This window comes from Streptomyces cyaneofuscatus (genome assembly GCF_033109485.1).
GTDB lineage: Bacteria > Actinomycetota > Actinomycetes > Streptomycetales > Streptomycetaceae > Streptomyces > Streptomyces cyaneofuscatus.
On the sequence record NZ_CP137002.1, the window covers coordinates 4,127,472 to 4,151,402 of the forward strand.

At 71.2% G+C, this 23,931-nt stretch carries 22 protein-coding genes; 9 read left to right on the forward strand and 13 right to left on the reverse strand.

What is annotated here, in order from left to right; genetic code table 11:
* Positions 1-24 precede the first annotated feature (24 nt).
* Both R2B67_RS18270 and R2B67_RS18275 read left to right on the forward strand, forming a co-directional pair.
* Complete coding sequence (locus R2B67_RS18270; protein WP_317819548.1) at positions 25-1,146, forward strand: potassium channel family protein; 1,122 nt, start codon at positions 25-27, stop codon at positions 1,144-1,146.
* Positions 1,147-1,194: 48 nt separating this feature from the next.
* Positions 1,195-2,181: an NAD(P)H-quinone oxidoreductase gene (locus R2B67_RS18275; protein ID WP_317819550.1), complete on the forward strand. Its 987-nt coding sequence runs from the start codon at positions 1,195-1,197 to the stop codon at positions 2,179-2,181.
* Between the two features lie 60 nt (positions 2,182-2,241).
* Here R2B67_RS18275 and R2B67_RS18280 read toward each other — a convergent pair whose 3' ends face one another.
* The 6 genes from R2B67_RS18280 to R2B67_RS18305 all read right to left on the reverse strand — a co-directional run bounded on the left by R2B67_RS18280 (position 2,242) and on the right by R2B67_RS18305 (position 10,044).
* Complete coding sequence (locus tag R2B67_RS18280) at positions 2,242-2,790, reverse strand: bacterial proteasome activator family protein (RefSeq protein WP_026241814.1); 549 nt, start codon at positions 2,788-2,790, stop codon at positions 2,242-2,244.
* Between the two features lie 98 nt (positions 2,791-2,888).
* On the reverse strand, positions 2,889-5,750 hold the full coding sequence (locus R2B67_RS18285) for an FtsX-like permease family protein (RefSeq protein ID WP_317819551.1): 2,862 nt from the start codon (positions 5,748-5,750) through the stop codon (positions 2,889-2,891).
* Entirely contained in the window at positions 5,747-6,571 is an 825-nt protein-coding gene (locus tag R2B67_RS18290) for an ABC transporter ATP-binding protein (RefSeq protein WP_317819553.1), read from the reverse strand. The genes R2B67_RS18285 and R2B67_RS18290 overlap by 4 nt, the downstream gene beginning before the upstream one ends.
* Positions 6,572-6,730: 159 nt before the next feature.
* Entirely contained in the window at positions 6,731-7,354 is a 624-nt protein-coding gene (locus R2B67_RS18295) for a PadR family transcriptional regulator (protein ID WP_030563167.1), read from the reverse strand.
* A gap of 94 nt (positions 7,355-7,448) precedes the next feature.
* The gene (locus tag R2B67_RS18300) at positions 7,449-7,751 is read right to left on the reverse strand and encodes a hypothetical protein (RefSeq protein ID WP_317819554.1); all 303 of its coding nucleotides are present in this window, start codon (positions 7,749-7,751) and stop codon (positions 7,449-7,451) included.
* 634 nt (positions 7,752-8,385) lie between these two features.
* Positions 8,386-10,044, reverse strand: coding sequence for a protein kinase domain-containing protein (locus R2B67_RS18305; RefSeq protein ID WP_317819555.1), 1,659 nt, complete (start codon positions 10,042-10,044; stop codon positions 8,386-8,388).
* Positions 10,045-10,414: 370 nt separating this feature from the next.
* Between R2B67_RS18305 and R2B67_RS18310 the strand changes: the two genes are divergently transcribed.
* A complete protein-coding gene (locus tag R2B67_RS18310) occupies positions 10,415-12,064 on the forward strand; it encodes a protein kinase domain-containing protein (RefSeq protein WP_317819556.1) in 1,650 nt (549 codons plus the stop codon).
* A gap of 15 nt (positions 12,065-12,079) precedes the next feature.
* On the opposite strand, the gene R2B67_RS18315 is transcribed toward R2B67_RS18310, so the two are convergent.
* From R2B67_RS18315 to R2B67_RS18325, 3 genes are all read right to left on the reverse strand, one after another.
* Positions 12,080-13,111, reverse strand: coding sequence for a phosphotransferase enzyme family protein (locus R2B67_RS18315; protein WP_237329491.1), 1,032 nt, complete (start codon positions 13,109-13,111; stop codon positions 12,080-12,082).
* Positions 13,112-13,174: 63 nt separating this feature from the next.
* Positions 13,175-13,612, reverse strand: coding sequence for a pyridoxamine 5'-phosphate oxidase family protein (locus R2B67_RS18320; RefSeq protein ID WP_018513940.1), 438 nt, complete (start codon positions 13,610-13,612; stop codon positions 13,175-13,177).
* Positions 13,613-13,701: 89 nt separating this feature from the next.
* Positions 13,702-14,361: a response regulator gene (locus R2B67_RS18325; protein WP_018513941.1), complete on the reverse strand. Its 660-nt coding sequence runs from the start codon at positions 14,359-14,361 to the stop codon at positions 13,702-13,704.
* Positions 14,362-14,710: 349 nt separating this feature from the next.
* On the opposite strand from R2B67_RS18325, the gene pdhA reads away from it, so the two are divergent.
* From pdhA to R2B67_RS18340, 3 genes are read left to right on the forward strand one after another with little or no spacing between them, the layout of a single operon-like run.
* On the forward strand, positions 14,711-15,871 hold the full coding sequence (pdhA, locus tag R2B67_RS18330; protein WP_018513942.1) for a pyruvate dehydrogenase (acetyl-transferring) E1 component subunit alpha: 1,161 nt from the start codon (positions 14,711-14,713) through the stop codon (positions 15,869-15,871).
* Between the two features lie 2 nt (positions 15,872-15,873).
* Positions 15,874-16,854 carry an alpha-ketoacid dehydrogenase subunit beta gene (locus R2B67_RS18335; RefSeq protein ID WP_237326821.1) on the forward strand — a complete coding sequence of 327 codons (981 nt, stop codon included), beginning with the start codon at positions 15,874-15,876 and terminating at the stop codon, positions 16,852-16,854.
* Positions 16,855-16,869: 15 nt separating this feature from the next.
* Positions 16,870-18,294, forward strand: a complete 1,425-nt coding sequence (locus R2B67_RS18340) for a dihydrolipoamide acetyltransferase family protein (protein ID WP_317819558.1) — start codon at positions 16,870-16,872, stop codon at positions 18,292-18,294.
* Positions 18,295-18,364: 70 nt separating this feature from the next.
* Here the strand turns inward: R2B67_RS18340 and R2B67_RS18345 are convergent, their stop codons facing one another.
* Positions 18,365-18,991, reverse strand: a complete 627-nt coding sequence (locus R2B67_RS18345) for a TetR/AcrR family transcriptional regulator (RefSeq protein WP_317819560.1) — start codon at positions 18,989-18,991, stop codon at positions 18,365-18,367.
* 61 nt (positions 18,992-19,052) lie between these two features.
* On the opposite strand from R2B67_RS18345, the gene R2B67_RS18350 reads away from it, so the two are divergent.
* Positions 19,053-19,535 carry an SRPBCC family protein gene (locus tag R2B67_RS18350; RefSeq protein WP_317819561.1) on the forward strand — a complete coding sequence of 161 codons (483 nt, stop codon included), beginning with the start codon at positions 19,053-19,055 and terminating at the stop codon, positions 19,533-19,535.
* Positions 19,536-19,651: 116 nt separating this feature from the next.
* Here R2B67_RS18350 and R2B67_RS18355 read toward each other — a convergent pair whose 3' ends face one another.
* The 3 genes from R2B67_RS18355 to R2B67_RS18365 all read right to left on the reverse strand — a co-directional run bounded on the left by R2B67_RS18355 (position 19,652) and on the right by R2B67_RS18365 (position 21,702).
* Positions 19,652-20,554 (reverse strand): D-alanyl-D-alanine carboxypeptidase family protein, encoded by a 903-nt coding sequence (locus tag R2B67_RS18355; protein WP_317819563.1) that lies wholly within the window; start codon positions 20,552-20,554, stop codon positions 19,652-19,654.
* Positions 20,555-20,697: 143 nt separating this feature from the next.
* On the reverse strand, positions 20,698-21,363 hold the full coding sequence (locus R2B67_RS18360) for a cation efflux transmembrane domain-containing protein (protein ID WP_317819565.1): 666 nt from the start codon (positions 21,361-21,363) through the stop codon (positions 20,698-20,700).
* A gap of 3 nt (positions 21,364-21,366) precedes the next feature.
* Positions 21,367-21,702 carry an ArsR/SmtB family transcription factor gene (locus tag R2B67_RS18365; protein WP_317819567.1) on the reverse strand — a complete coding sequence of 112 codons (336 nt, stop codon included), beginning with the start codon at positions 21,700-21,702 and terminating at the stop codon, positions 21,367-21,369.
* A 230-nt stretch (positions 21,703-21,932) separates the two neighbouring features.
* Here R2B67_RS18365 and R2B67_RS18370 point away from each other — a divergent pair, with 230 nt between their 5' ends.
* Positions 21,933-22,616, forward strand: coding sequence for a GntR family transcriptional regulator (locus R2B67_RS18370; RefSeq protein ID WP_018513949.1), 684 nt, complete (start codon positions 21,933-21,935; stop codon positions 22,614-22,616).
* Positions 22,613-23,920, forward strand: a complete 1,308-nt coding sequence (locus R2B67_RS18375) for an MFS transporter (protein WP_030563201.1) — start codon at positions 22,613-22,615, stop codon at positions 23,918-23,920. The genes R2B67_RS18370 and R2B67_RS18375 overlap by 4 nt, the downstream gene beginning before the upstream one ends.
* The last annotated feature ends 11 nt before the right edge of the window (positions 23,921-23,931 follow it).

The following is a 23,931-nucleotide window of genomic DNA, read 5'->3' on the forward strand; positions in this document are numbered from 1 at the left end:
CGGCCACGAGAAGGGGTGTTTCACGTGAAACTTCCCGGCCAGGACGCGATGGCCCGCAGGGCCGACGAACACGTCGTACCGACGCGGGTGATGCTCCCCCGCCGGGTCACGCACGGTCCGGCACGGCAGGTCGGCAAGCGGCTGCTGATGGCGCTGCTCGTGCTGGCCGCGACGGTGCTGATCGTCTGGCTCGACCGCGCGGGCTACAACGACAACGCCGACGGCAAGGTCGATCTGCTGGACGCGGTCTACTACGCCACGGTCACCCTCTCCACCACCGGGTACGGCGACATCACTCCGTACAGCGCCGGAGCCCGGCTGATCAACGTGGTGCTCGTGACACCGCTGCGCGTGATGTTCCTGATCATCCTGGTCGGCACCACTCTCGAGGTCCTCACGGAACGGACCCGCGAGGACTTCCGGCTGAAGCGTTGGAGAGCCAACTTGCGTGACCACACCGTCGTCGTCGGCTTCGGGACCAAGGGCCGTTCGGCGATCCAGACCCTCTGCGCCACCGGCCTGCCGAAGGAGCAGATCGTCATCGTCGATCCCGCCTCCAAGGTGATCGAGGCCGCCAACGCGGAGGGCTTCACCGGCGTGCTCGGCGACGCCACCCGCAGCGATGTCCTGTTGCGGGCAGAGCTCCAGAAGGCGCGTCAGATCATCATCGCCACCCAGCGCGACGACACCGCCGTGCTGGTCGCGCTGACCGCGCGTCAGCTGAACCGCGGGGCGAAGATCGTGGCGGCGGTCCGCGAGGAGGAGAACGCGCCTCTGCTGCGGCAGTCCGGTGCCGACGCGGTGATCACCAGCAGCGGTGCCGCCGGCCGGCTCCTCGGCCTCTCCGTCCTCAGCCCGAGCGCGGGCACGGTGATGGAGGACCTGATTCAGCAGGGCAGCGGCCTCGATCTGATCGAACGGCCGGTGATAAAGGCCGAGGTGGGCAAGAGCGTCCGGGAGACCGAGGACCTGGTCGTCAGTGTGCTGCGCGGTCACCGGCTGCTCGGTTACGACGACCCGGCGGCCAGCCCGTTGCAGCTGACGGACCGGGTCATCACCATCGTGCGCGCCAGCCCGCCGTCCGGCTCCGGTCCGTCCGGCCCGTCCGGACCCTCCCTGCCTCATCTGCCGCCGCACCGCCCCTGAACCCGGCGGAACCGGCGTACGGGCGGCGCCGGGAGTAGCCTCGCGGCCATGCATGCGATCACGATCCCCGAACCCGGTGGCCCCGAGGCGCTCGTCTGGGCCGAGGTGCCCGATCCCGTACCCGGCGACGGCGAAGTCCTCGTCGAGGTCGTCGCCGGCGCCGTCAACCGTGCCGACGTCCTCCAGCGGCAGGGCTTCTACAACCCGCCGCCCGGCGCCTCCCCCTACCCCGGTCTGGAGTGCGCGGGCCGGATCGCGGCGCTCGGCCCGGGGGTGACCGGCTGGGCGGTCGGCGACGAGGTGTGCGCGCTGCTGTCCGGCGGTGGCTACGCGGAGAAGGTCGCCGTACCGGTGGGCCAGCTCCTCCCCGTACCGGCCGGCGTGGATCTGACGACGGCGGCCGCGCTGCCCGAGGTGACCGCGACCGTCTGGTCCAACGTCTTCATGGTCGCCCACCTCCGCCCCGGCGAGACCCTCCTCGTCCACGGCGGCTCCAGCGGGATCGGCACCATGGCGATCCAGCTGGCGAAGGCGGTCGGCGCCCGGGTGGCCGTCACGGCGGGCAGCCCGCAGAAGCTCGCCGAGTGCGCGGCGCTCGGCGCCGACATCCTCATCGACTACCGCGAGCAGGACTTCGTGGCGGAGCTGGCGAAGGCGACCGACGGGGCGGGGGCCGACGTCATCCTGGACATCGTCGGCGCCAAGTACCTGGACCGGAACGTGAAGGCGCTCGCCGTCAACGGCCGCCTGGCGATCATCGGCCTCCAGGGGGGCGTGAAGGGCGAGCTGAACCTCGGGGCCCTGCTGACCAAGCGGGCCGCCGTCACCGCGACCTCGCTGCGGGGCCGCCCGCTCGGCGAGAAGGCCTCGATCATCGCCGCCGTACGCGAACATGTGTGGCCGCTGATCGCGGACGGGGTGGTCCGGCCCGTCGTGGACCGTACGGTGCCCATGGAGGACGCCGCGGAGGCGCACCGGGTACTGGAATCCAGCGCCCACATCGGAAAGGTGCTGCTGGCGACCCCGAACGCCTAGAAACGCCGCGGGGCCCGGCACACACCACCGTGTGTGCCGGGCCCCGCCGCGTTCACGCGTCTACAGGTACGGCCCCGAACGGATCGGCCCGTGCGGGTCCCCGCCGCCTTCCTCGTCCTCGTGGGCCATCCCGGGCGGCAGCGCGCGGCGCATCTGCTCCAGCTGCGCGCGGGCCGCCATCTGCTGGGCGAACAGCGCCGTCTGGATGCCGTGGAAGAGGCCCTCCAGCCAGCCCACCAGCTGGGCCTGCGCGATCCGCAGCTCGGCCTCGGAGGGCACCGACTCCTCGGTGAACGGCAGGGAGAGCCGCTCCAGCTCCTCCACCAGCTCCGGCGCGAGACCGTCCTCCAGCTCCTTCACGGAGCTGGCGTGGATCTCTTTGAGCCGGACCCGGCTCGCCTCGTCGAGAGGAGCCGCCCTGACCTCCTCCAGAAGCTGCTTGATCATGCTGCCGATGCGCATGACTTTCGCGGGCTGTTCGACCATTTCCGTCACCGGGACCTCGCGCGACTCGTCGTCACTGGCACCGCCGCCGATAGCCATTCCGTCCTGGCCCACGACAAGGACCTGCGGGTGCTCCTGCGACCGGTCATTCCTCGGCATTTCCATGCCGCCATTGTCTCGCACACATGCCGTACATCACGTTGGTGCCCCCGGAAACGGATGATCCACCGTCTCCGGGGGCACCGGAAGGGCCCGGGGGAGCGCTATCCCGCCCGTCGGGCCAGCTTCTGCCGGGAGCTGGTGAGGGCGGCGGCGAGCAGCCCGGCCAGCACCGGGACGACCAGGGCCAGCAGCGCGATGGTCTCCCACGGCATCACGATCGGGGTGTACGCCGACTCCATCGGATCCGCCCGCATGTCCGCCAGCGCCGCGCGCAGGTCGGTCAGGCGCACCGCGACCGCCGGCACGATCCCCGCCAGCGTCCCCAGCAGCACCCCGGTCAGGGCGACGACCAGGCACTGGAAGCCGGAGAGCGAGCGCCGTACGCCCGGGGGCGCGCCCACCGCGCTGAGCGTGGTGAGGTCGGCCTCGGCGTCGGCCTTGGAGAGCCCGGTGGTGATGGCCGCCGCGCCCAGGGTCACCACTCCGGCGAAGAGGGCGAGGATCAGCAGGATCGCCGCGTCGTCGTCCTCCTGCTGGGTGCCGTTCGCGGTCATCACGTACGCGCGGTTTCCGGCCTGCTCGATCGCCGCGTCGGCCGCCTGCCGCTCGGCGCCGTTCGGCTCGCGGCTCAGCGTGTAGATGCTGGCGTGGTCCTCGGTATACAGGCCGAGTTCCTTCGCGGTCCGCTGCGGCAGGATCATCCGGATGCCGGGGGTGGACGCGTACCGGTCGGGAGCGACGTACACCTTCAGCCGTTCCGTGGTGGTGCGGGCCTTGCCGGGGTGGAGGGCCCGGTTCTTCTTGTCGTGCTCGCTGTAGGTGTTGACGGCCTTGAGGGTGACCTCGCCGTTCTCGGCGTACGCCGGGTTGAGCAGCACGGGTGTGCCCGCGGCCAGGGCCTTCGCCGCCGCCGGGTCGTCGAGCTTCACGTACGACGTGAGCAGCCCGGCGTCACCGATGACGATCTTGCTGTCGTCGTTGCCGAGGGAGACCGAGGTCCACCGCTCGTCCACGCAGGCGGGGGAGTTCATCAGCCGCTTGTGCTCGTCCGCCGAGACCCGCAGCGCGAGTTCCTTGGCGCCCTTGCCCTTGAGGGGGCAGGAGTGGCCCTCTCCGGTGGGTTTGACGAGCCCGATGGTTCCGCAGTCGTTCTCCTCCTCGTAGTACACCGAGCAGTCGCTGCCGGCCCAGACTCTTCCGATGTCGGCGCGCCCGCCGTTGACGGGGTAGTTCTGCTCGACGGCGGCCCGTGCACGGGGCAGGTTGGCCTTCTGGGAGGTGTCGAAGGCCATCACCGCAGCGGTGCCCGCGGTGAGGTTGGGCTCGTGGTCGTATGCCTGCTCGGCGGCGTTGCTGCTGGTGTACGTGGCGATGGCGACGCTGCCCGCGACGGCGGCCATCACGGCGGCGACGGCCGGTGCGGTACGGCCCCGGTTGCGGGCCGCGTCGCGCAGGGCGATGCGGGGCGTCAGCGGCAGCCGGCGGCCGAGCCGGCCGAGGAAGCCGACGATGACCGGGATGCAGCAGAGGAGGCCCAGCTCGGCGAGGACGGAACCGCCCGCGACCAGGTTGATGTTGCCGCTGACGCCTCCGTACACGGCGAGGGCGACGCCGATCGCCACCACGAGGGAGCCGACGACCGGCAGCACCCGGGAGCTGCGGCGGGAGCCGCGGCGTCCGGTGAGCGACTCCAGGACGGACTGCCGGCCCGCCACGATGGCCGGGGCGAGTGCGGCGAGGACCCCGGTGACCAGGCCGAGTACGGCGATGGCGAGGATCTCCCAGGGATGGACGGTCAGTTCGCCGAAGCGGCGGCCGGTGAAGTCCTCGATCATCGGGCGGAACAGGGCGGTGAGCCCGAATCCGGCCCCGACGCCGACGACCGCGCCGACCCCGCCGAGCACCGCACCACCCGCGAGCACCACGGCCCGCACCTGGCCGCGGGTGCCGCCGCACGAGCCGACCAGCCCCAGCTGGCGGCGCGAACGGCGGGCGCCCACGGCGAACGCCGGTCCGGCCAGCAGCACGATCTCCAGGACGGCCATGGCGGCCACGGTGAGGGCGGCCGCGGTCATCTCCGCGTCGTTCGTCTCCCAGCCCCCCATCTGCGCGGCCATGGGGACCTCGGAGTCCGGCGGCGGGTCCAGGACGACCTGCCGGGCCCGTACCACCACACCCTTCTCGTTGGCGGCGAGCACGTCCGACCAGGTCACGCCCGCCCCGGACGGGCCCTGGACCAGCCACTTCCGGTCGCCGGCCTGCGGCGGGAGGATCTCCTTGTCGCGGTCGGCGGCCTTCTGCCACGGGGCGATGACCGCTCCGGGGACGGCGAACAGGGACTCGGACTTCAGGTCGGCGGGGAGTTCCAGCGCGCCGGTGAGGGTGTAGGCCTGCTCGGGGCCGCGCACGGTGACGCGGTCGCCGACGGAGAGCCCGGCCGCCTTGAGGAAGGCCTCGGTCGCCGCGATCTCGTCCTTGGCCTTCGGGTAGGCGCCCTCGGTCAGCTCGACCCGGCCGCGCAGCAGCGGGTCCGCGACGGCCAGTTCGGTGATCTGGGTGTCGGTGATGCCGTGGCGGGTCGTCACGGACGCGGGCAGGGACTGCTCGGTGAGGTACCGGGAGCCCTTCGGGAAGGTCGCCGGTACGTCGACGGGCTTGCGCTCGTCCTCGGGCAGCGTGTCCGGAGCGTCCTCGGGCGTGCCCCACAGGACGCCGTCAGGCATCTGCTCCAGCCGGACCGGGCCCATGCCCTGGTCGATGAAGAGGGCGTCCGCCGCGCCCAGATCCGCCGTCAGATCCTCGGCGACGGTGGGCAGGGCGCTGCGGTACGTCAGGTCGGCGGCGGTCACACCGAGGACCGGCAGGGCGATCATCGCGACGACGAGGGCGCTGCGGCCCTTGGCCCGTACGGCGTCACGTCGGGCTATGCGGAAGGCGGCGCGCCATCCGGAGAAGAGGCTCACTTGGCGGCCTCGGCGGATCCGGAGGTGCCGGAGGCCCTGGGGGTTCCTGTCGCTCCGGTCGCTGCCGCGAGCAGCGAGTCGGCTCCGGTGGTCAGCGTCTGGTCGACGATCGACCCGTCGCGGAGGAAGACGACCCGGTCGGCCCAGGCCGCGTACCGGGGCTCGTGGGTCACCATCACTCCCGCCGCGCCCTGGTCGCAGCGGGTGCGGAGGAGGGCGAGGACGGCCTCGCCGGTCTCGGAGTCGAGCGCTCCGGTCGGCTCGTCGGCGAGGACGAGGCGCCGGTCGCCGACGAGGGCGCGGGCGATGGCGACGCGCTGCTGCTGGCCGCCGGACATCTCGTCGGGGAAGCGGTCGGCTATCTCGGTCAGCTTCATCTCGGCCAGTGCGGCGAGGGCCTCCTTGCGGGCCTTGCGCACGGAGACGCCGTCGAGTTCGCGGGGCAGCGCGATGTTCTCGGCGGCGGTGAGGGCCGGGATGAGGTTGTAGTCCTGGAAGACGTATCCGACGCTGCGGCGGCGCAGGGCGGCGACGCCCTTGCGGCCGAGGGCGGCGATGTCCTGGCCCTCGATGATCACCTGGCCGCTGGTGGCGTTGTCGAGCCCGCCGGCCAGGGTCAGCAGGGTGGACTTGCCGGAGCCGGAGGGCCCCATCACGGCGACCAGCTCACCCGGATACACCGAGAGGCTGATCCCGCGCAGGGCGTGCACCTCGGCGATGCCGGAGCCGTGGGTACGGGTCAGGGCCCGCAGTTCGAGTACGGGGTCGCCTGCGGGTGTCCCGGAGGACGGCGGCGGAGGTGTGGCGGCGGGCGAGGACATGGTGGGTGGTTCCCCCTAGGACGAAACGCGCTGGTCGTGGAGTGCGGAACGGGAAATGGGCGGCTGAGGTGGAGCTCGGCTCAGGAACGGGCGGCTGAGGAAGTGTCCGGTTCAGGAAACGGCCGCTTCAGGAAACGGGCGGCTGAGGAGGAGCCCCGCTCAGCGCCGGGTCTTCGTGCGACCGGTCAGGGAGCGGGCCGGGCCGCGGGTGGCCGCCGGGCCGGGTTCGGGCGAGGGCTCGGTGGCGGCGGCCTCGGCGAGGCGGACGAGCCGCGACTCGCAGTGGTCGAGCCAGCGGGCCTCGGCCTCCGCCTGGAAGATCAGCTGCTCCACCACGAGGAGCCAGGCGACCTCGTCCCGGTTGGCGGGGACGTCGGCCAGGGCCTGGGCCTTGAGCCGGGTGAAGTCCTGCATGGCCTTGAGGGTGTGGTGGCGCTGGGACTGGATGACATCGCGGATGTCGACACCCGGGGCCCCCACGGCCATGGCGAGCTTGATCGCCAGTTCGTCGCGGGGCGGGCTGGTGCGGTCCACCGGCGTCTCGAACCAGCTGCGCAGCTCGGCCCGGCCGTCGCCGGTGATCGCGTAGAGGTCGTGCCCGGCCTCGTCGGCCCCCTCCTGCACGACCATGCCGTCGCGCTCCAGGCGGCTGAGCGTCGTATAGACCTGGCCGACGTTCAGGGGCCAGGTGGAGCCCGTGCGGGACTCGAACTCGGTGCGGAGCTGGGAGCCGTACCGAGGGCCCCGCTCCAGGAGGGCCAGCAGCCCGTGGCGGATCGACATACTGAGTATGTATACCGAGTATGTCGCTCCTGGCAAGTCGCCTGAGGGAGTGGCCACGTGGTGCGGGAGTCCGCTCACACGGCGTGAAACGGAATCAGTTCACCCGGCGCAGACGGAAGGCGAGGAAGGCGATCCCGAGCCCCACCAGGGCGATGCCCGTACCCAGCGAGACCTGCTGCACCTGTCGTACGGCGGCGGCGTCCAGGGCGCGTGCACCCGCGCTTCCCGGATCGCTGAACGCCTCGGGCGGCGGGGTGAAGACCGGCAGGTCGGAGGCGCTCTCCTCGGGCCCGTCCGACGGCTCGGGACCGGTCGGCGTCTCGGCCCGCGCCAGCTCCAGCGGGGTCAGCGAACGCCCGGGACGGGCCTTCCCGGCCCCGGCCTCACGCCCGGCCATCGGCGCGGTCGACCCCGACACCTCGACGGAGGCGGAACGGCTGGGAGAGGGCGAAGCGGAACTTTCGGGGGCCTCGGCGCCCGCCACATCACCGGCATCCGCCGAAGGGCTCCCGACGGGCTCCGCAGGCTCCACGGCCCCTCTCGTACCGGAGACCCCGGAGGACGGCGGGAACAGCCCCGAGGGAAGCGCGGAGGAGGGTGCGGCACCTGACGGGAGGTCTGAGGGAAGACCCGATGGGCCTGATGGGCCTGATGGGAGGGGCGTGGCCGTAGCGCTCGACGCCCCGGAGGGCGTTGCGCCGACGGACGCCCCATCGGCGGCAGAGGAGGCGGAGGCGGGGGTGGACGCGGAGACGGAAGCCGACGCGGCCCCGCTCGGCGGCCCCAACGGCCCCAGCACCGCGCCAGCCGTCACCAGCAGACAGACCGCGCACCTCGACGACCACACGGCCGGACGTCCTGGAGCCATGAGATCAGCGTCACACGGGCTCCTGCATCCGGCATCCCGGACGGGCGAGGAGGAGATAACCGGCCGTTCCGGGGTCGATTACCGCCCCGGAACGGAGATCCGCAGCCCCGCAATGATCAAAAAAGAACACTCCGCGAGGCCGTGGCGCCCTCTACGGGACCGGTCAGGAAGACCGGCCCGTCGAGATCTTCAGCTCGAAGTGGGCGCCGCGCTCGGAGACGGCCGTACCCGAGGACGGGAACTGGCCGACGATCTGGCCCTCCGCGTACGTATTGCCCGGCTCCTCGATCTCCTTGATTGTCCAGCCGGCGGCCTGCGCGCACGCCTTCGCCGAGAGGATGTCCTTGTAGACGAAGTTGGGCGCCTGGACCTTCTTCGGGTCGTTGGAGTCCTCGGAGGCGTCCGTGCAGGCCGTCGTCTTCATCACGCGGTTGCGCTCCGGCGGCCGGTAGCCGTCCTCCGTGGAGGTCTCGCTGGTGCCCGGGTCGCCGCCCTTGCCCGCCTCGTCGTCCTTGCCGTCGCCCTGGAGGGCGAGCGCGGTGATCAGGCCGCCCACCGCGAGGAGCGCGACGACGATCGAGCCGACGATGACCGGCATGTTCCGCCGGGAGGAGCCGCCGCCCGTGGTGCCGACGGCCGTCTGGTGCTGCGGGTTGATCGTGTACGGCGGCGGGGTCTGGTGGGCGAGCGGGCCCGGCGTCGGGTAGCCCTGGGCCGCCTGCGGGTAGCCGTAGCCCGCCGCGGGCGTCGGGGCCGGCTGGTTGTACGGACCCGAGGGGCCCGACTGGTACGGCGGCTGCGGGTGCGGCTGGTACGGCGTCTGGACGCTCTGCGGGGCGGGGGTGGCCTGGTCGACGGGCGGGAACACCGCCGAGCCGACGCCCGCACCGCTGTTGGCCGGTCCGCCCCCGGCGACGATCACCGGGGCGCCGGTCTGGCCGCCCGACGCGTTCAGCACCCGGGCGATCTCGTCCCGCATCGCGGCGGCGCTCGGGAAGCGCTCGTTCGGATTCTTCTTGAGGGCGCGGGCGACGAGCGCGTCCATCGCCGGGGTGACCGACCGGTTGATGGCGGACGGCGCGACCGGCTCCTCCTGCACATGCGCGTACGCGATGGCGAGCGGCGAGTCCGCGTCGAACGGGATCCGGCCGGTGAGCAGCTGGAAGAGCATGATGCCGACCGAGTACAGGTCGGAGCGGGCGTCCACCCCGCGGCCGAGGGCCTGTTCGGGGGAGAGGTACTGCGGGGTGCCGACGACCATGCCGGTCTGCGTCATGGAGGTGACGCCGGACTGCATGGCGCGGGCGATGCCGAAGTCCATGACCTTCACGACGCCGCGCTTGGTCATCATGACGTTGCCGGGCTTGATGTCGCGGTGGACCAGGCCCATCTCGTGGCTGGTCTCCAGCGCGGCGAGCACGTCCGCCGTCACCTTGAGCGCCTTGTCGGCGGGCATCGCGCCGTACTGCCGGATGTCGTCGGCCAGCACCGAACCGAGCGGCTGCCCCTCGACGTACTCCATGACGATGTACGGCATCAGCGCGCCGCCGAGCTCGTCCTCGCCGGTGTCGAAGACCGAGACGATGTTGGTGTGCTGGAGCTTGGCGACGGCCTGCGCCTCGCGCCGGAACCGCTCGCGGAACGACTGCTCGCGCCCGAGCTCGGTGTGCAGGGTCTTGATCGCGACCTGGCGGTCCAGGGCGGAGTCGTACGCCAGGTAGACGGACGCCATCCCGCCCTCGCCGAGCAGGTCACGCAGCTGGTAGCGGCCGCCTGCGACCGCACCGCCCGCGTAGCGGCCCTGTGCGCCGTCCTGACTCATGACTTGCTTCCCCCTCGGCGGCGCGGCCCTGGCGCGCGATGTGCTGCACCCGCGACGTGATGCACACGCGATGTTTCTGTAGGACGCGGTCGCGTACGACCCGGTTCCCTGCAACGCGATTACGCGCCAAGTCTGCCCGAGGGGTCCGACACGTCAAGCCGGGTACCCGTTCCGTGACCCTACGCACAGGAAGCGTCTCGGAAGCGTTACAGGAAACGCATGGGTCCGTGGTGGAGGACACGCCGACCGGTCGGATGATCCGTCCGGTGCGGAACCTGGGTGTCCGGTGGAGGCTGTAGCGTGACGTGGCAATGCAGCAAGGCACCGTGAGAACCCGCGGACGCGCGGACAGATACGACGGCGAGGACTGATGGCACCCGATTCCGAAGCAAACGGCGGCGGATTTTCGGATGGCTCCGACGCCTGGGGTGTCGGTGGGGTCGTCGGTGACGGACGCTACCGGATGACCTACCGGCTCGGCCGGGGCGGCATGGCAGAGGTGTACGCGGCGGAGGACGTCCGGCTCGGGCGTACGGTCGCGGTCAAACTGCTCCGCTCCGACCTGGCCGAGGACCCGGTCTCCAAGGCCCGCTTCACGCGCGAGGCGCAGTCCGTCGCCGGCCTCAACCACCATGCGATCGTCGCCGTCTACGACTCCGGCGAGGACACCGTGGGCGGCCAGACCGTCCCGTACATCGTGATGGAGCTGGTCGAGGGCCGCACCATCCGCGACCTCCTCCTGACCGCCGAGGCGCCCCCGCCCGAGCAGGCCCTGATCATCGTCTCGGGGGTGCTGGAGGCGCTGGCCTACTCGCACCAGCACGGCATCGTGCACCGCGACATCAAGCCCGCCAACGTGATCATCACGGACTCCGGCGCGGTCAAGGTGATGGACTTCGGCATCGCGCGGGCGCTGCACGGCGCCCAGTCGACGATGACCCAGACCGGCATGGTCATGGGCACGCCGCAGTACCTCTCCCCCGAGCAGGCGCTCGGCAAGGCCGTCGACCACCGCTCCGACCTCTACGCCACGGGCTGCCTGCTCTACGAACTGCTCGCGCTGCGGCCCCCGTTCACGGGTGAGACCCCGCTCTCGGTGGTCTACCAGCACGTCCAGGACACCCCGGTGCAGCCGTCCGAGGTCTCGGACGTGGTGCCGCCGGAGCTGGACGGGCTGGTGATGCGCTCGCTGGCGAAGGACCCGGACGACCGGTTCCAGAGCGCCGAGGAGATGCGCGGACTGGTCCAGTACAGCCTGCAGATGCTCCAGGTGCAGGGCGGCCACACGGGCACGTGGAACACCGGTCCGGTCGCGCTGGGCGAGGGCGGCCAGACCCCGCCGCACGGGATGACGGGCTCGACCCGGGCGATGGGCCACCCGATGCACGGGGACACCTCGCAGGGTCCGATCCTGCCGCCGATGAACCCGGACGACGGCGGTTACAACGGCTACGACGGCGGTCGCGGCGGACAGCGGGGCGGTGGCCGGCGCAACAAGATGTGGCTCTTCGTGCTGCTCGCCCTGATCGCGATCGGCGCCGGCGTCGCCTTCGCCATCAACGCGGCGAAGGACGACGACGGCAACAAGAAGACGCCGGTCACACCGTCCACCTCCGTGAGCTCCTCCGAGGAGGAACCGTCGGAGAAGCCGTCCGACGAGGAGGAGCCGACGGAGGAGGAGCCGGAGCAGCCGAGCACCTCCACGGGCGGTCAGACGCAGCCCGAGCCGCCGCCGTACACCCCGCCGCCGACCCAGAGCCAGCCCTCGTTCACGCCGTCCCCGACCCCGTCGGACAACACGGACGCCGGGACGACGGACGGCAACACCAACGAGGGCACCACGGGCGAGCCGTCCGGCGACCCCACCGACCCGACCACCGACCCGGGCACCCCGGGCGGCGGCAACGGCGGCGAGCCCGGCGGCTCGGAGGGCGCGAACGGCGGCGCCAGCGCGGGCAGCGCCGGCAGCAGCGGCACCGGCGACACGACCGGCCCGGCAGCGGGAGGCACCACCCCCTAGGACTCCTGGGGACGCTCACTCCGTGAAGGCCGCGCACACCGCCTCGTACTCACGGGTCCACCACACCGCCAGGGCCGACACCGCAGGGAACTGCGGGTCGGCCCTTCGGTCGTCCAGGCGGTAGCGCCAGCGCAGTATCCAGAAGTCGTTGAGCCGCTCCCACCACACCCGGTGCACGGCGGCGGCCAGTTCGGCCGCCCCCGCCCCCGCCGCCCGCCGGTACGCGCGGGCGTACGCCCGTACCTTCGGCAGGTCCAGCTCCCCGCCCGGCTGCACGAAGAAGATGGCCGCCGCCCGGACCGCCTCCTCGGCGCGCGGCTGCACACCGAGCCGGTCCCAGTCCACGATCGCGACCGGATCGGCGCCCCGGTAGAGCAGGTTGAGCGGATGGAAGTCGCCGTGCACCCACCCGGTGGCGGGCCCGTCCGGCGTCGGCGGCCGGCGGTGGGCGTGCCGCTCCAGCAGCGCCCGGCGCTCCACGAGCCGGTGCACGGCGAGCTCGTCGAAGGCGTCGCGCGGGGTGTCCCGGGAGCGCTGCCCACGCGCCACGGCCAGCAGCTCGTCGATCAGCGCGAAGGTGTCGGCGGCGTGCGGACTGCCGTACCCGGCGGGTAACGGCCCGTCGGACGGCCCGGGTTCACCGTCCGCCGGCATGACCTGCTCAAGAGCGGTGTGTACGGCTCCGAGGAGCGTCCCGAGACGTCGCGACTGGTGGGGGGTGAGCTGGGATCCGACCCGGTGCAGTCCGTCGACCCAGGGGTGCAGGGCGTAGCAGCGGTCGCCGATCACGGTGACCGTGGTGCCCTCCGTGTCGGTCAGCGGCGGGACGACGGGTACGCCGAGCGAGGCCAGGCGCTGGGTGGCGTGGTGCTGGCGCACGATCGTGGCGCGCTCACCGGTGGCGTCGCCGATGTGCTTCTTGTCGAGGTGGTGCTTGAGGAAGTAGGAGCCGCGGGTGGTGGACACGCGGTATCCGTGGTTCAGCAGCCCCTTGGTGATCGGCTCGCAGGCGAGCGGTTCACCCACGTCCGGGTAGCGGCGCAGCACCTCGCCGACCGGGGGAACTGGTGGGCGGGTTACATATGAGCGCGGCACTTACCAAATGGTAGATCACGCTGCGTGGCGGACAAGCGGACTTGCGTCGAAGCCCAGAGTGTGCTCCGTGACGAAGTGCGGGTCGACCCGGAGGTAGGCCGGCGCGAAGGGCTCCCCGTTGGCGCGGACGGGAGCGGCACCGAAGAGTTCTTCCTGCTCAGGGCAGGGATGGACGATCTCGGCGGGCCCGGTGAACTGCACGGACCACAGCCTGTCGCCCTCGTCGGCCGAGGCGGCGTTGTAGTTGTCCGCCCCATAGGCGACGACGCTTCCGTCGCATGCCTCGTGGTAACCGAAGCCGCTGTGCATCCGCAGCAGGATGCGGCCGTCGCTCACGATGTGCCGGGCCACCGCCAGGAACGGCAGGGCGCGCATGCTGGTGGCGAGGCGGCCGTACGGGACCCGGCGGAGCAGCTCCATCGCCTGGGGCGCGGGGGTTTCGTCGGAGGGCATACGGTCCACTGTCCGGCACACGTAGGGGCCGGGTAAGAGTCCCCGGCCCCGGGTGGCCCGGGACCAAAGTCCCTCGGCCCTTCCGTGGGTCAGCGGCGCTCGGCCTGCATCCGGGCGACGTACGCCGCCGCCTGCGAGCGGCGCTCCATGCCCAGCTTGGACAGCAGGCTGGAGACGTAATTCTTGATCGTCTTCTCGGCGAGGTGCAGCCGCTCCCCGATGACCCGGTTGGTCAGCCCCTCCCCGATCAGGTCCAGGATCTTGCGCTCCTGCTCGGTGAGGTTGGCGAGCCGCTCGTCGCCCTTGGCGGTGCCGCCGTCGCGCAGCCGCTCCAGCACCCGGGCGGTGGCCACCGGGTCCAGCAGGGATTTCCCGGCGGCGACGTCCCGTACGGCATTGAGCAGTTCATTGCCCCGGATCGCTTTCAGCACATAACCCGACGCACCGGCCATGATCGCGTCGAAAAGCGCCTCGTCATCGGCGTACGAGGTGAGCATCAGGCATTTGATGTTCTCATCCAGCGAACGGACCTCCCGGCACACCTCGACCCCGCTGCCGTCGGGCAGCCGGACGTCGAGCACCGCCACATCGGGACGCGTCGCCGGAATCCTGACCAGGGCGTCGGCGGCCGTGCCCGCCTCGCCGACCACCTCGATATCGGGCTCGGAGGCCAGCAGCTCATGGACGCCACGCCGGACGACCTCGTGATCGTCGAGCAGAAATACCGTGATTTTTCCATCTTCGCGCACGGTCGCAGTCTCACACACTCGCCCCTCCTCCGCTCTTCCCAGCCGCTGATCCGCGGGATAACGTGCCGTTGTTCCGGCGGCCTGCAAGGCTGTTCCCAGTGCTGTGACCAGCAGAGCTTCGTGATTTTTTCGATTTACTTGGAAATCCAAGCAAAAACGCAGGTCAGATAGGGTTTCGCAGTTATGCGATGCACTGGGTAACGTGCCTATGACAGGGCGCTCGCCGGGGCACCTGTCACGCCTGTATCCCGGCCGAGAAGCACCCACCCCGTGCTCGGGTCCGGACACAGGCGAGCCGCACTGGTTTCCCGGCAGACCCCGGGGGCCGGACCGACGGAGGAGCACGCACGTGACCGTGGAGAGCACTGCCGCCGCGCGTAAACCGCGACGCGCCAGTAAGCGGACCAGCGCCGCGAAGAAGCCGCAGAGTTCCGAGCCCCAGCTCGTGCAGCTGCTGACGCCCGAGGGCGAGCGGGTCGAGCACCCGGACTACAGCATCGACCTGAGCGCCGACGAGCTGCGCGGCCTGTACCGGGACATGGTTCTGACCCGCCGCTTCGACGCCGAGGCGACCGCCCTCCAGAGGCAGGGGGAGCTGGGCCTGTGGGCCTCGCTGCTGGGCCAGGAGGCCGCGCAGATCGGCAGCGGCCGGGCGCTGCGCGACGACGACTACGTCTTCCCGACCTACCGTGAGCACGGTGTGGCCTGGTGTCGCGGGGTCGACCCCACCAACCTGCTGGGCATGTTCCGCGGGGTGAACCACGGTGGCTGGGACCCGACGACCAACAACTTCCACCTGTACACGATCGTCATCGGCTCGCAGACCCTGCACGCCACCGGCTACGCCATGGGCGTCGCCAAGGACGGCGCGGACTCGGCCGTGATCGCGTACTTCGGTGACGGTGCCTCCAGCCAGGGCGATGTCGCGGAGTCGTTCACCTTCTCCGCGGTCTACAACGCCCCGGTCGTGTTCTTCTGCCAGAACAACCAGTGGGCCATCTCCGAGCCCACCGAGCGCCAGACCCGCGTGCCGCTCTACCAGCGCGCGCAGGGTTACGGCTTCCCCGGCGTCCGCGTCGACGGCAACGACGTCCTCGCGTGCCTCGCCGTCACCCGCTCCGCGCTGGAGCGCGCCCGCCGCGGTGAGGGCCCGACCCTGGTCGAGGCGTTCACGTACCGCATGGGCGCCCACACCACCTCCGACGACCCGACGAAGTACCGGGCCGACGACGAGCGCGCCGCGTGGGAGGCGAAGGACCCGATCCTGCGGCTGCGCACGTACCTGGAAAGCTCCGGCCACGCCGACGAGGCGTTCTTCACCGAGCTGGAGACGGAGAGCGAGACCCTCGGCAAGCGCGTACGCGAGGTGGTACGGGCGATGCCCGACCCGGAGCCGCTGTCCCTCTTCGAGCACGGCTACGCCGACGGCAACTCCCTCGTCGACGAGGAGCGTGCCCAGTTCGCCGCCTACCAGGCATCGTTCGCCGACTCTGCCGAGGAGGGCAAGTAGCCATGGCCGTGGAAAAGATGTCCATCGCGAAAGCGCTCAACGAGTCGCTGCGCCACGCTCTCGACACCGACCCCAAGGTCCTCATCATGGGCGAGGACGTCGGAAAGCTCGGCGGCGTCTTCCGTATCACCGACGGCCTCCAGAAGGACTTCGGCGAGGACCGGGTGATCGACACGCCGCTCGCCGAGTCCGGCATCGTCGGCACCGCGATCGGCCTGGCCCTGCGCGGCTACCGCCCGATCGTGGAGATCCAGTTCGACGGCTTCGTCTTCCCCGCGTACGACCAGATCGTCACGCAGCTCGCGAAGATGCACGCCCGCGCGCTCGGCAAGATCAAGCTGCCCGTCGTCGTCCGTATCCCGTACGGCGGTGGCATCGGCGCGGTCGAGCACCACAGCGAGTCCCCCGAGGCGCTCTTCGCGCACGTCGCGGGCCTGAAGGTGGTCTCTCCGTCCAACGCGAGCGACGCCTACTGGATGATGCAGCAGGCCGTGCAGAGCGATGACCCGATCATCTTCTTCGAGCCCAAGCGGCGTTACTGGGACAAGGGCGAGGTCGACACCGAGTCCATCCCCGGCCCGCTCCACAAGGCCGTCACCGTCCGCGAGGGCAGCGACCTCACGCTCGTCGCGTACGGCCCGATGGTGAAGGTCTGCCTGGAAGCGGCCGCGGCCGCCCAGGAGGAGGGCAAGTCGGTCGAGGTCCTGGACCTGCGCTCGATGTCCCCGATCGACTTCGACGCCATCCAGACGTCGGTCGAGAAGACCGGCCGGCTCGTCGTCGTCCACGAGGCGCCCGTCTTCTACGGCTCCGGCGCGGAGATCGCCGCCCGCATCACCGAGCGCAGCTTCTACCACCTCGAAGCGCCGGTGCTCAGGGTCGGCGGCTACCACGTGCCCTACCCGCCGGCCCGGCTGGAGGACGAGTACCTGCCGGGTCTGGACCGGGTGCTCGACGCCGTCGACCGCTCGCTTGCGTACTGAGGGAAGAGAGAGGTCGTGACGACGATGACACAGACGTCCGCTCGCTTCCGCGAGTTCAAGATGCCCGACGTGGGCGAGGGGCTCACCGAGGCCGAGATCCTCAAGTGGTTCGTGCAGCCCGGTGACACGGTCACCGACGGCCAGGTCGTGTGCGAGGTCGAGACGGCGAAGGCGGCGGTGGAGCTGCCGATCCCGTTCGACGGCGTGGTGCACGAGCTGCGCTTCTCCGAAGGTACGACGGTCGATGTCGGCCAGGTGATCATCACGGTGGACGTGGCGCCGGGGAGCGAGGAGGAGGCCCCGGTGCCGGCTCCCGCGCAGGAGCCGGTGGGCGAGCCTGAGGCCTCGGCTGAGGAGCCGAAGGGCCGTACTCCGGTCCTGGTCGGCTACGGCGTCGCGGAGTCCTCCACGAAGCGCCGCCCGCGCAAGGGGGCTGCCGCTCCTGAGGCCGCCGCGGTGGCGGCGGCGGTGCAGGCGGAGCTGAACGGGCACGGTGCTGCGGCTCCCGTGATCGATGCTCCTCCGGTCGGCCGCCCGCTGGCGAAGCCGCCGGTACGGAAGCTGGCCAAGGACCTGGGGATCGACCTGGCGACGGTGGTGCCGACCGGTAAGGACGGCATCATCACCCGCGAGGACGTGCACGCGGCGGCGGCTCCGGCGGCTTCTCCTGCTGCGCCTGAGGCTCCGGCTCCTTCGGTGTCCGAGCCGGCGGCGGTTGCCGTGGAGGTCCCGGCCTCGGCCCGCGAAACCCGCATCCCGGTCAAGGGCGTCCGCAAGGCGATCGCGCAGGCGATGGTCGGCTCGGCCTTCACCGCGCCGCACGTCACCGAGTTCGTCACGGTCGACGTGACGCGCACGATGAAGCTGGTGGCGGAGCTCAAGGAGGACAAGGAGATGGCGGGGGTGCGGGTCAACCCGCTCCTGATCATCGCCAAGGCCCTCCTGGTCGCGATCAAGCGGAACCCCGAGGTCAACGCGGCCTGGGACGAGGCCAACCAGGAGATCGTGCAGAAGCACTACGTGAACCTGGGCATCGCCGCGGCCACGCCGCGCGGTCTGATCGTGCCGAACATCAAGGACGCGCACGACAAGACGCTGCCGCAGCTCGCGGCGGCCCTGGGCGAGCTGGTCACCACGGCGCGGGACGGCAAGACGTCCCCGGCGGCGATGGCGGGCGGCACGGTGACGATCACCAACGTCGGCGTCTTCGGCGTCGACACGGGCACCCCGATCCTGAACCCGGGCGAGTCCGCGATCCTGGCGGTCGGCGCGATCAAGCTCCAGCCGTGGGTCCACAAGGGCAAGGTGAAGCCGCGTCAGGTCACCACGCTGGCCCTCTCCTTCGACCACCGCCTGGTCGACGGCGAGCTCGGCTCCAAGGTGCTGGCCGATGTGGCGGCGATCCTGGAACAGCCGAAGCGCCTGATCACCTGGGCGTAGGTGCTTGGTCGGTGGGCCCGTACGTCTCCGGGACGTACGGGCCCACCGGCATGTCCGGGCCCGGGGGGTGTCAGTCGGTGCCCGGGACGGTCGGCGAGGAAGCCGGGCCGGTGGGAGGCGTCAGGAGTGCGGCCGAGGCCTCCTCCGCCAGGTCCTCGGCATGGGCGGGGAGGGGGCGGCCCGCCCGTAGGTGGCGACGGACCACGGAGAGCGGCAGATCGACCACGGCGAGAGCGACACGCTCGCTGTCCCGGGCCCCCTCGGCGCCAAGGCTCCGCGCGAGGGAACCGAGGGCGGAACGTACTCGTCGGTCGCCCCGGTCCGCGCGGTGCGTGTGTTCCTCGGACCAGTCGGACCGCCCGAAGTCCCCGGCACCGTAGAGGAGGAGAGCGGCTTCCTCCGGGTGGGCGCGGCTCCAGGCGACGACATGGCGTGCCGCCGCCCGGCCGGCGTGATACGCGTCGGCTTCGGCGCCGATGGCGGCGAAGTAGCCCTCCTGGAAGCGCTCCACCGTGCGCAGCCACACCTCGGCGAGCAGCGCGGTCCGTCCTGGGAACCGGTGGTACAGGGAACCGCTCGGGGCGCCGACGGCCTGGGCGACTGCGGTCATGGTCACCCCGGCCGGACCCGATGCGGCGGCCAGTCGGACAGCGGCGTCGAGGAGCTGGTCCGTGTCGAATCGGGGTGGCCTGGCCATGAACCAGAGAGTACGCTCCCCAGTATTAGAGGCATCTCTCTATATTGCTTCCGGGGGAGACATGGGCGTCTACAACGTGCACGAGCGGCTGCTGCCCGCGAAGGGGGAAGAGGTCGGAGCTCTGCTGGACACCTTGGCGGGCGAGGAGGACGGCCTGTGGCCGCGCCGGAGCTGGCCCTCGATGAAACTCGACCGCCCGCTGGCGCCCGGGGCGGCCGGCGGCCACGGCCCCGTCCGCTACACGGTCGCCGCCTACGTCCCCTCCACCTGGGTGCGCTTCACCTTCAGCGGGCCGCGTGGATTCCATGGATTCCACGAATACGCCGTCCTGCCGGTCGATGAAACGCACACGATCCTGCGCCACACCCTCGCCATGAACACCACTGGCCCGGCCCGACTCACCTGGCCGCTCATCTGGCGGCCCCTCCATGACGCCTTGCTGGAGGACAGCCTGGACCGTGCCGAAGGAGCGTGCACGGGTACGGTGGCGCACCCGGCGCGCCGGCGGCCCTACGCGCGCCTTCTGCGCGGCCTCGCGCGCTGACCCTGGGACGCCTTCCAGGCCGACCCGCGCCAGCGGCAGCAGCCGTAGGTACGGCAAAGGGGCCCGGCCCGCACATATCGTGCGGGCCGGGCCCCTTGCTCGTACGCGCCTGCGGGCTACTTCTTGAACCCGTAGTCCATCAACTTCTTCGCGTCGGCCGTGCGGTTCGCCTCGGAGGACGACGTGAGCACCGTGCCGATGACGGTCTTGCCCTTACGCGTGGCGGCGAAGACCAGGCAGTACTTGGCGGTCGGACCGGAGCCCGTCTTCACGCCGATCGCGCCGCTGTAGCTGCTGAGCATCTTGTTGGTGTTGGTCCACGACATGTAGCGGTAGCCACCGCTCTTCGTGGTGACCTTCTGCTTCGTCGACTTGGTCTTGACGACCGAGCGGAACGTGGCGTTCTTCATCGCCTGGCGGGCGATGATCGTCAGGTCGCGGGGGGTCGAGTAGTTCTTCCCACTGCTTATGCCGTCGAACGAGTCGAAGTTGGTGTTCTTCAGCTTGAGGCTCTTCGCCGTGGCGTTCATCTTGCCGATGAACGACTTCACACGGGCCGCGCGGGTGGAGCCGGTGCCGAACTTGTCCGCCAGCGCGTACGCGGCGTCGCAGCCGGACGGGAGCATCAGGCCGTAGAGGAGCTGGCCGACGGTGACCTTGTCGCCGACGATGAGCCGGGCGGACGAGGCGTTCTTCGAGACGATGTAGTCGCTGTACGCCTTCTGGATCGTGACCTTGGTCTTGAGGTTCACGTTCTTCTGCTGCAGCACCACGAGGGCGGTCATGATCTTCGTGGTGGATCCGGTGGAGCGGCGGGTGTCCGCGGCCTTGCTGAAGAGCGACTTGCCGGTGCCGCTGTTCATCACGAAGCCGCCCTTGGCGACGATCTTCGGAGCCGGCGGCGCCGCGGCGGCCTGCGCCGTCGAAGCGAAGGCGCCGCTCGCGAGCACCGCACCCGCGGTGAGAGCCACGGTGCTCGTGATGGTGACGCGATTGATGCGCTTGATCCCGATTTTCAACTGAACGCTCCAAATGCCCCTGATATGCGGCCACATATGGGTGCCGCTCGGTGGTGAGACGTCTGGGACGGGCCAATGGATGCGCTCCCGAACGGGTGAATTTGCACAGACTTGACCTTGGTCCGGATCGTCGGGCCCCCGCGTCAGGGGCAGGCCGTCCCGCCCGCGCCTGCCGCCGGGGCGCAGCATCCCCGGCCCCGCCAGGCGTCGCGGCCCTCCTTGACCGCGATGACGGCGATGGCGAGGGCGGCGACGGGGTCGGCCCAGGACCAGCCGAGCAGCGCGTTGAGGAGCAGGCCGACCAGGAGGACGGCGGAGAGGTAGGTGCACAGGAGGGTCTGCTTGGCGTCCGCGACGGCCGAGGCGGAACCGAGTTCGCGGCCCGCGCGGCGCTGCGCGGCCGACAGGAACGGCATGATCGCCAGCGAAAGCGCCGCAAGCGCGATGCCGGTGACGGAGCGTTCGGCCTCGCCGTCGCCCGCCAGCGCCCGGACCGCGTCGACGGAGACGTACGCGGCGAGTGCGAAGAACGAGACGGCGATGATCCGCAGGGCGGCCTTCTCCCTGGCCTCACGCACGGCGTGGTCGCGGGCGGAGAACTGCCAGGCGACGGCGGTGGCGGAGGAGACCTCGACGACGGAGTCCAGGCCGAAGCCGATCAGGGCGGTGGAGGAGGCGATCGTTCCGGCGGTGAGGGCGACGGCGGCCTCGATGACGTTGTAGGCGATGGTCGCCGCGACCAGCAGCCGTATCCGGCGGGCGAGCGCGTCACGGCGGGCCGGGGAGGGGCCGAGGGAGATCGCGGTCATCGCTCAGCAGCACCCTTCCGTCTCGGCGTCGGCACAGGTGCGGTCGGTCTCGACGGCCACGACGGCGGCGCGCAGGTTGTCCAGCGCGTCGCCGAGGCGTGCGTCGGCCAGCTGATAGCGCGTCCGGCGGCCGTCGGGCACGGTGGTGACGAGGCCGCAGTCGCGCAGGCAGGCCAGGTGGTTGGAGAGCCGGGGGCGGGAGATGCCCAGGGCGTCGGCGAGGTCGGAGGGGTACGCGGGGGCCTCGCGGAGGGCGAGCAGGAGGCGGCAGCGGATCGGGTCGGCGAGCGCACGGCCGAACTGTGCGAGCACCTCGATGTCGGGGGCGACGGTCAGCATGGTGCTTGACAGTACAGCCGATCCTGAATTCAGGGAAGGGTGAATCGAAGGGGCCCCGCGACCGTCGGGCGGGTCCCCGCGACCGTCGGGCGGGTCCCCGCGACCGTCGGGCGGGTCCCCGCGACCGTCGGGCGGATCCTCGGCCCGCCGGGCGGATCATCGGCCCCCGGGCGGGTCCAGAATCCGGACGCCCCTCCTCCATGCGTGCATGTTGTATCTATGCTGTGCGCATGCCTGCCGCACCCTCCGCCCCCGCCCGGTCGTCCCACGCCTCCCTCAAGCAGCCACCCGCCGCCGAGCGCGTCTACGCGCACATCAAGGAGGCGGTCCTGGACCGTCGCTACGAGGGCGGGACGCTGCTCACCGAAGGGGGGCTCGCGGACGCGGTGGGGGTGTCGCGGACGCCCGTGCGGGAGGCGTTGCTGCGGCTGGAGGTCGAAGGGCTGATCAAGCTCTACCCGAAGAAGGGCGCCCTCGTGCTCGCCGTCTCCGCACAGGAGATCAAGGACGTGGTGGAGACCCGGCTGCTGGTGGAGGAGTTCGCGGCGCGTAAAGCTGTTCCCGCGTCACCCCAGTTGATCGCGCGGCTCGAACAGCTCCTTGAGGAGCAGCGGCAGCTGGCCGAGGTCGGGGACCTGGCGGAAGTGGCCGTCAAGGACCGGTGTTTCCATGCCGAGATCGTCAAGAACGCCGGCAACGAGATCCTCTCGCGTCTCTACGACCAACTGCGCGACCGCCAGCTGCGGATGGGCGTCGCGGTGATGGAGGCTCACCCGGGCAGGATCGAGGCCAACATCACCGAGCACAGCGAGCTGCTGGAGGCGATCCGGGGCGGGAACGCCGAGGAGGCCGCGCAGGTCGTCCGGCGTCACGTCAGCCGCGTGCGGGTGCTGGTCAGGGGTGAGGACCGGTGAGTTCGGCCGCCCCCACGCTCTCCCTGCCCGGCGATCCACCCGGGGGGCGGCGCGCCGCCTGGGTCTGGGGCATCGGCGTCGCCGTCTACTTCGTCGCCATCATCTTCCGTACGAGCCTGGGCGTGGCCGGTCTCGACGCCGCCGACCGGTTCGACGTCAACGCCTCCGCCCTGTCGACGTTCTCCATCCTCCAGCTCCTCGTCTACGCGGGCATGCAGATACCCGTGGGGCTGATGGTCGACCGGCTCGGCACCAAGCGGGTCCTCACCATCGGGGCCGTCCTGTTCACGGTCGGCCAGCTCGGGTTCGCGCTCTCGCCGTCGTACGGGATGGCGCTCGCCGCCCGCGCCCTGCTCGGCTGCGGTGACGCGATGACCTTCATCAGCGTGCTGCGGCTCGGCAGCCGTTGGTTCCCCGCCCGGCGCGGGCCGCTGATCGGCCAGGTCGCCGCGCTGTTCGGGATGGCGGGCAACCTCGTCTCGACCCTCTTCATCGCCCGGGCCCTGCACAGCTTCGGCTGGACGACGACCTTCGTCGGCAGTGCACTGGCGGGGGTCGTCGTGCTCGTCCCGCTCCTGCTGTTCCTGAAGGATCACCCCGAGGGCCACGAGCCGCCGCCCGCCGAGCATGCGGGCGGCGCGTACGTCCGCAAGCAGATCGCCGCCGCCTGGCGGGAACCGGGGACCCGGCTCGGGATGTGGGTGCACTTCACCACCCAGTTCCCGGCGATGGTGTTCCTGCTCCTCTGGGGGATGCCGTTCCTCGTCGAGGCGCAAGGGCTGAGCCGGGGGACGGCGGGCACGCTGCTGACCCTGGTGGTGCTCTCCAACATGGTGGTGGGGCTCGTCTACGGGCAGATCATCGCCCGCCACCACGAGGCGCGTGCCCCCATCGCGCTGGGCACGGTCGGGACCACCGCCCTCCTCTGGGCCTGCGCGATCTTCTATCCGGCCGCTCACACCCCGATGTGGCTGCTGACCGTCCTGTGCGTGGTGCTGGGCGCCTGCGGCCCCGCCTCGATGGTCGGCTTCGACTTCGCCCGGCCCGCCAACCCGCCGGAGCGCCAGGGCACAGCGTCGGGGATCGTCAACATGGGCGGGTTCATCGCCTCCATGACGACGCTGTTCGCCGTGGGGGTGCTGCTGGACGCCACGGGCGGCAACTACCGGGTCGCCTTCGCCTCGGTCTTCGTCCTGGAGGCGCTCGGCGTCGCCCAGATCCTACGGCTGCGCCGCCGGGCGGCGCTGAGGGAACGCGACCACCATGTGGTCAGCCGGGTGGAGGCCGTGCACGTACCCGCGTAGGCCTCTGCGGT

Excerpts from the sequence above, each read along its gene's own strand:
- R2B67_RS18280 (WP_026241814.1), bottom strand. The coding sequence starts at position 2,790 with ATGGAAATGCCGAGGAATGACCGGTCGCAGGAGCACCCGCAGGTCCTT.
- R2B67_RS18310 (WP_317819556.1), top strand. The coding sequence starts at position 10,415 with ATGGCACCCGATTCCGAAGCAAACGGCGGCGGATTTTCGGATGGCTCC.
- R2B67_RS18290 (WP_317819553.1), bottom strand. The coding sequence starts at position 6,571 with ATGTCCTCGCCCGCCGCCACACCTCCGCCGCCGTCCTCCGGGACACCC.
- R2B67_RS18335 (WP_237326821.1), top strand. The coding sequence starts at position 15,874 with ATGGCCGTGGAAAAGATGTCCATCGCGAAAGCGCTCAACGAGTCGCTG.
- R2B67_RS18300 (WP_317819554.1), bottom strand. The coding sequence starts at position 7,751 with ATGGCCGGGCGTGAGGCCGGGGCCGGGAAGGCCCGTCCCGGGCGTTCG.
- R2B67_RS18370 (WP_018513949.1), top strand. The coding sequence starts at position 21,933 with ATGCCTGCCGCACCCTCCGCCCCCGCCCGGTCGTCCCACGCCTCCCTC.
- R2B67_RS18345 (WP_317819560.1), bottom strand. The coding sequence starts at position 18,991 with ATGGCCAGGCCACCCCGATTCGACACGGACCAGCTCCTCGACGCCGCT.
- R2B67_RS18350 (WP_317819561.1), top strand. The coding sequence starts at position 19,053 with ATGGGCGTCTACAACGTGCACGAGCGGCTGCTGCCCGCGAAGGGGGAA.
- R2B67_RS18295 (WP_030563167.1), bottom strand. The coding sequence starts at position 7,354 with ATGTCGATCCGCCACGGGCTGCTGGCCCTCCTGGAGCGGGGCCCTCGG.
- R2B67_RS18365 (WP_317819567.1), bottom strand. The coding sequence starts at position 21,702 with ATGCTGACCGTCGCCCCCGACATCGAGGTGCTCGCACAGTTCGGCCGT.
- R2B67_RS18360 (WP_317819565.1), bottom strand. The coding sequence starts at position 21,363 with ATGACCGCGATCTCCCTCGGCCCCTCCCCGGCCCGCCGTGACGCGCTC.
- R2B67_RS18320 (WP_018513940.1), bottom strand. The coding sequence starts at position 13,612 with ATGCCCTCCGACGAAACCCCCGCGCCCCAGGCGATGGAGCTGCTCCGC.
- R2B67_RS18275 (WP_317819550.1), top strand. The coding sequence starts at position 1,195 with ATGCATGCGATCACGATCCCCGAACCCGGTGGCCCCGAGGCGCTCGTC.
- R2B67_RS18305 (WP_317819555.1), bottom strand. The coding sequence starts at position 10,044 with ATGAGTCAGGACGGCGCACAGGGCCGCTACGCGGGCGGTGCGGTCGCA.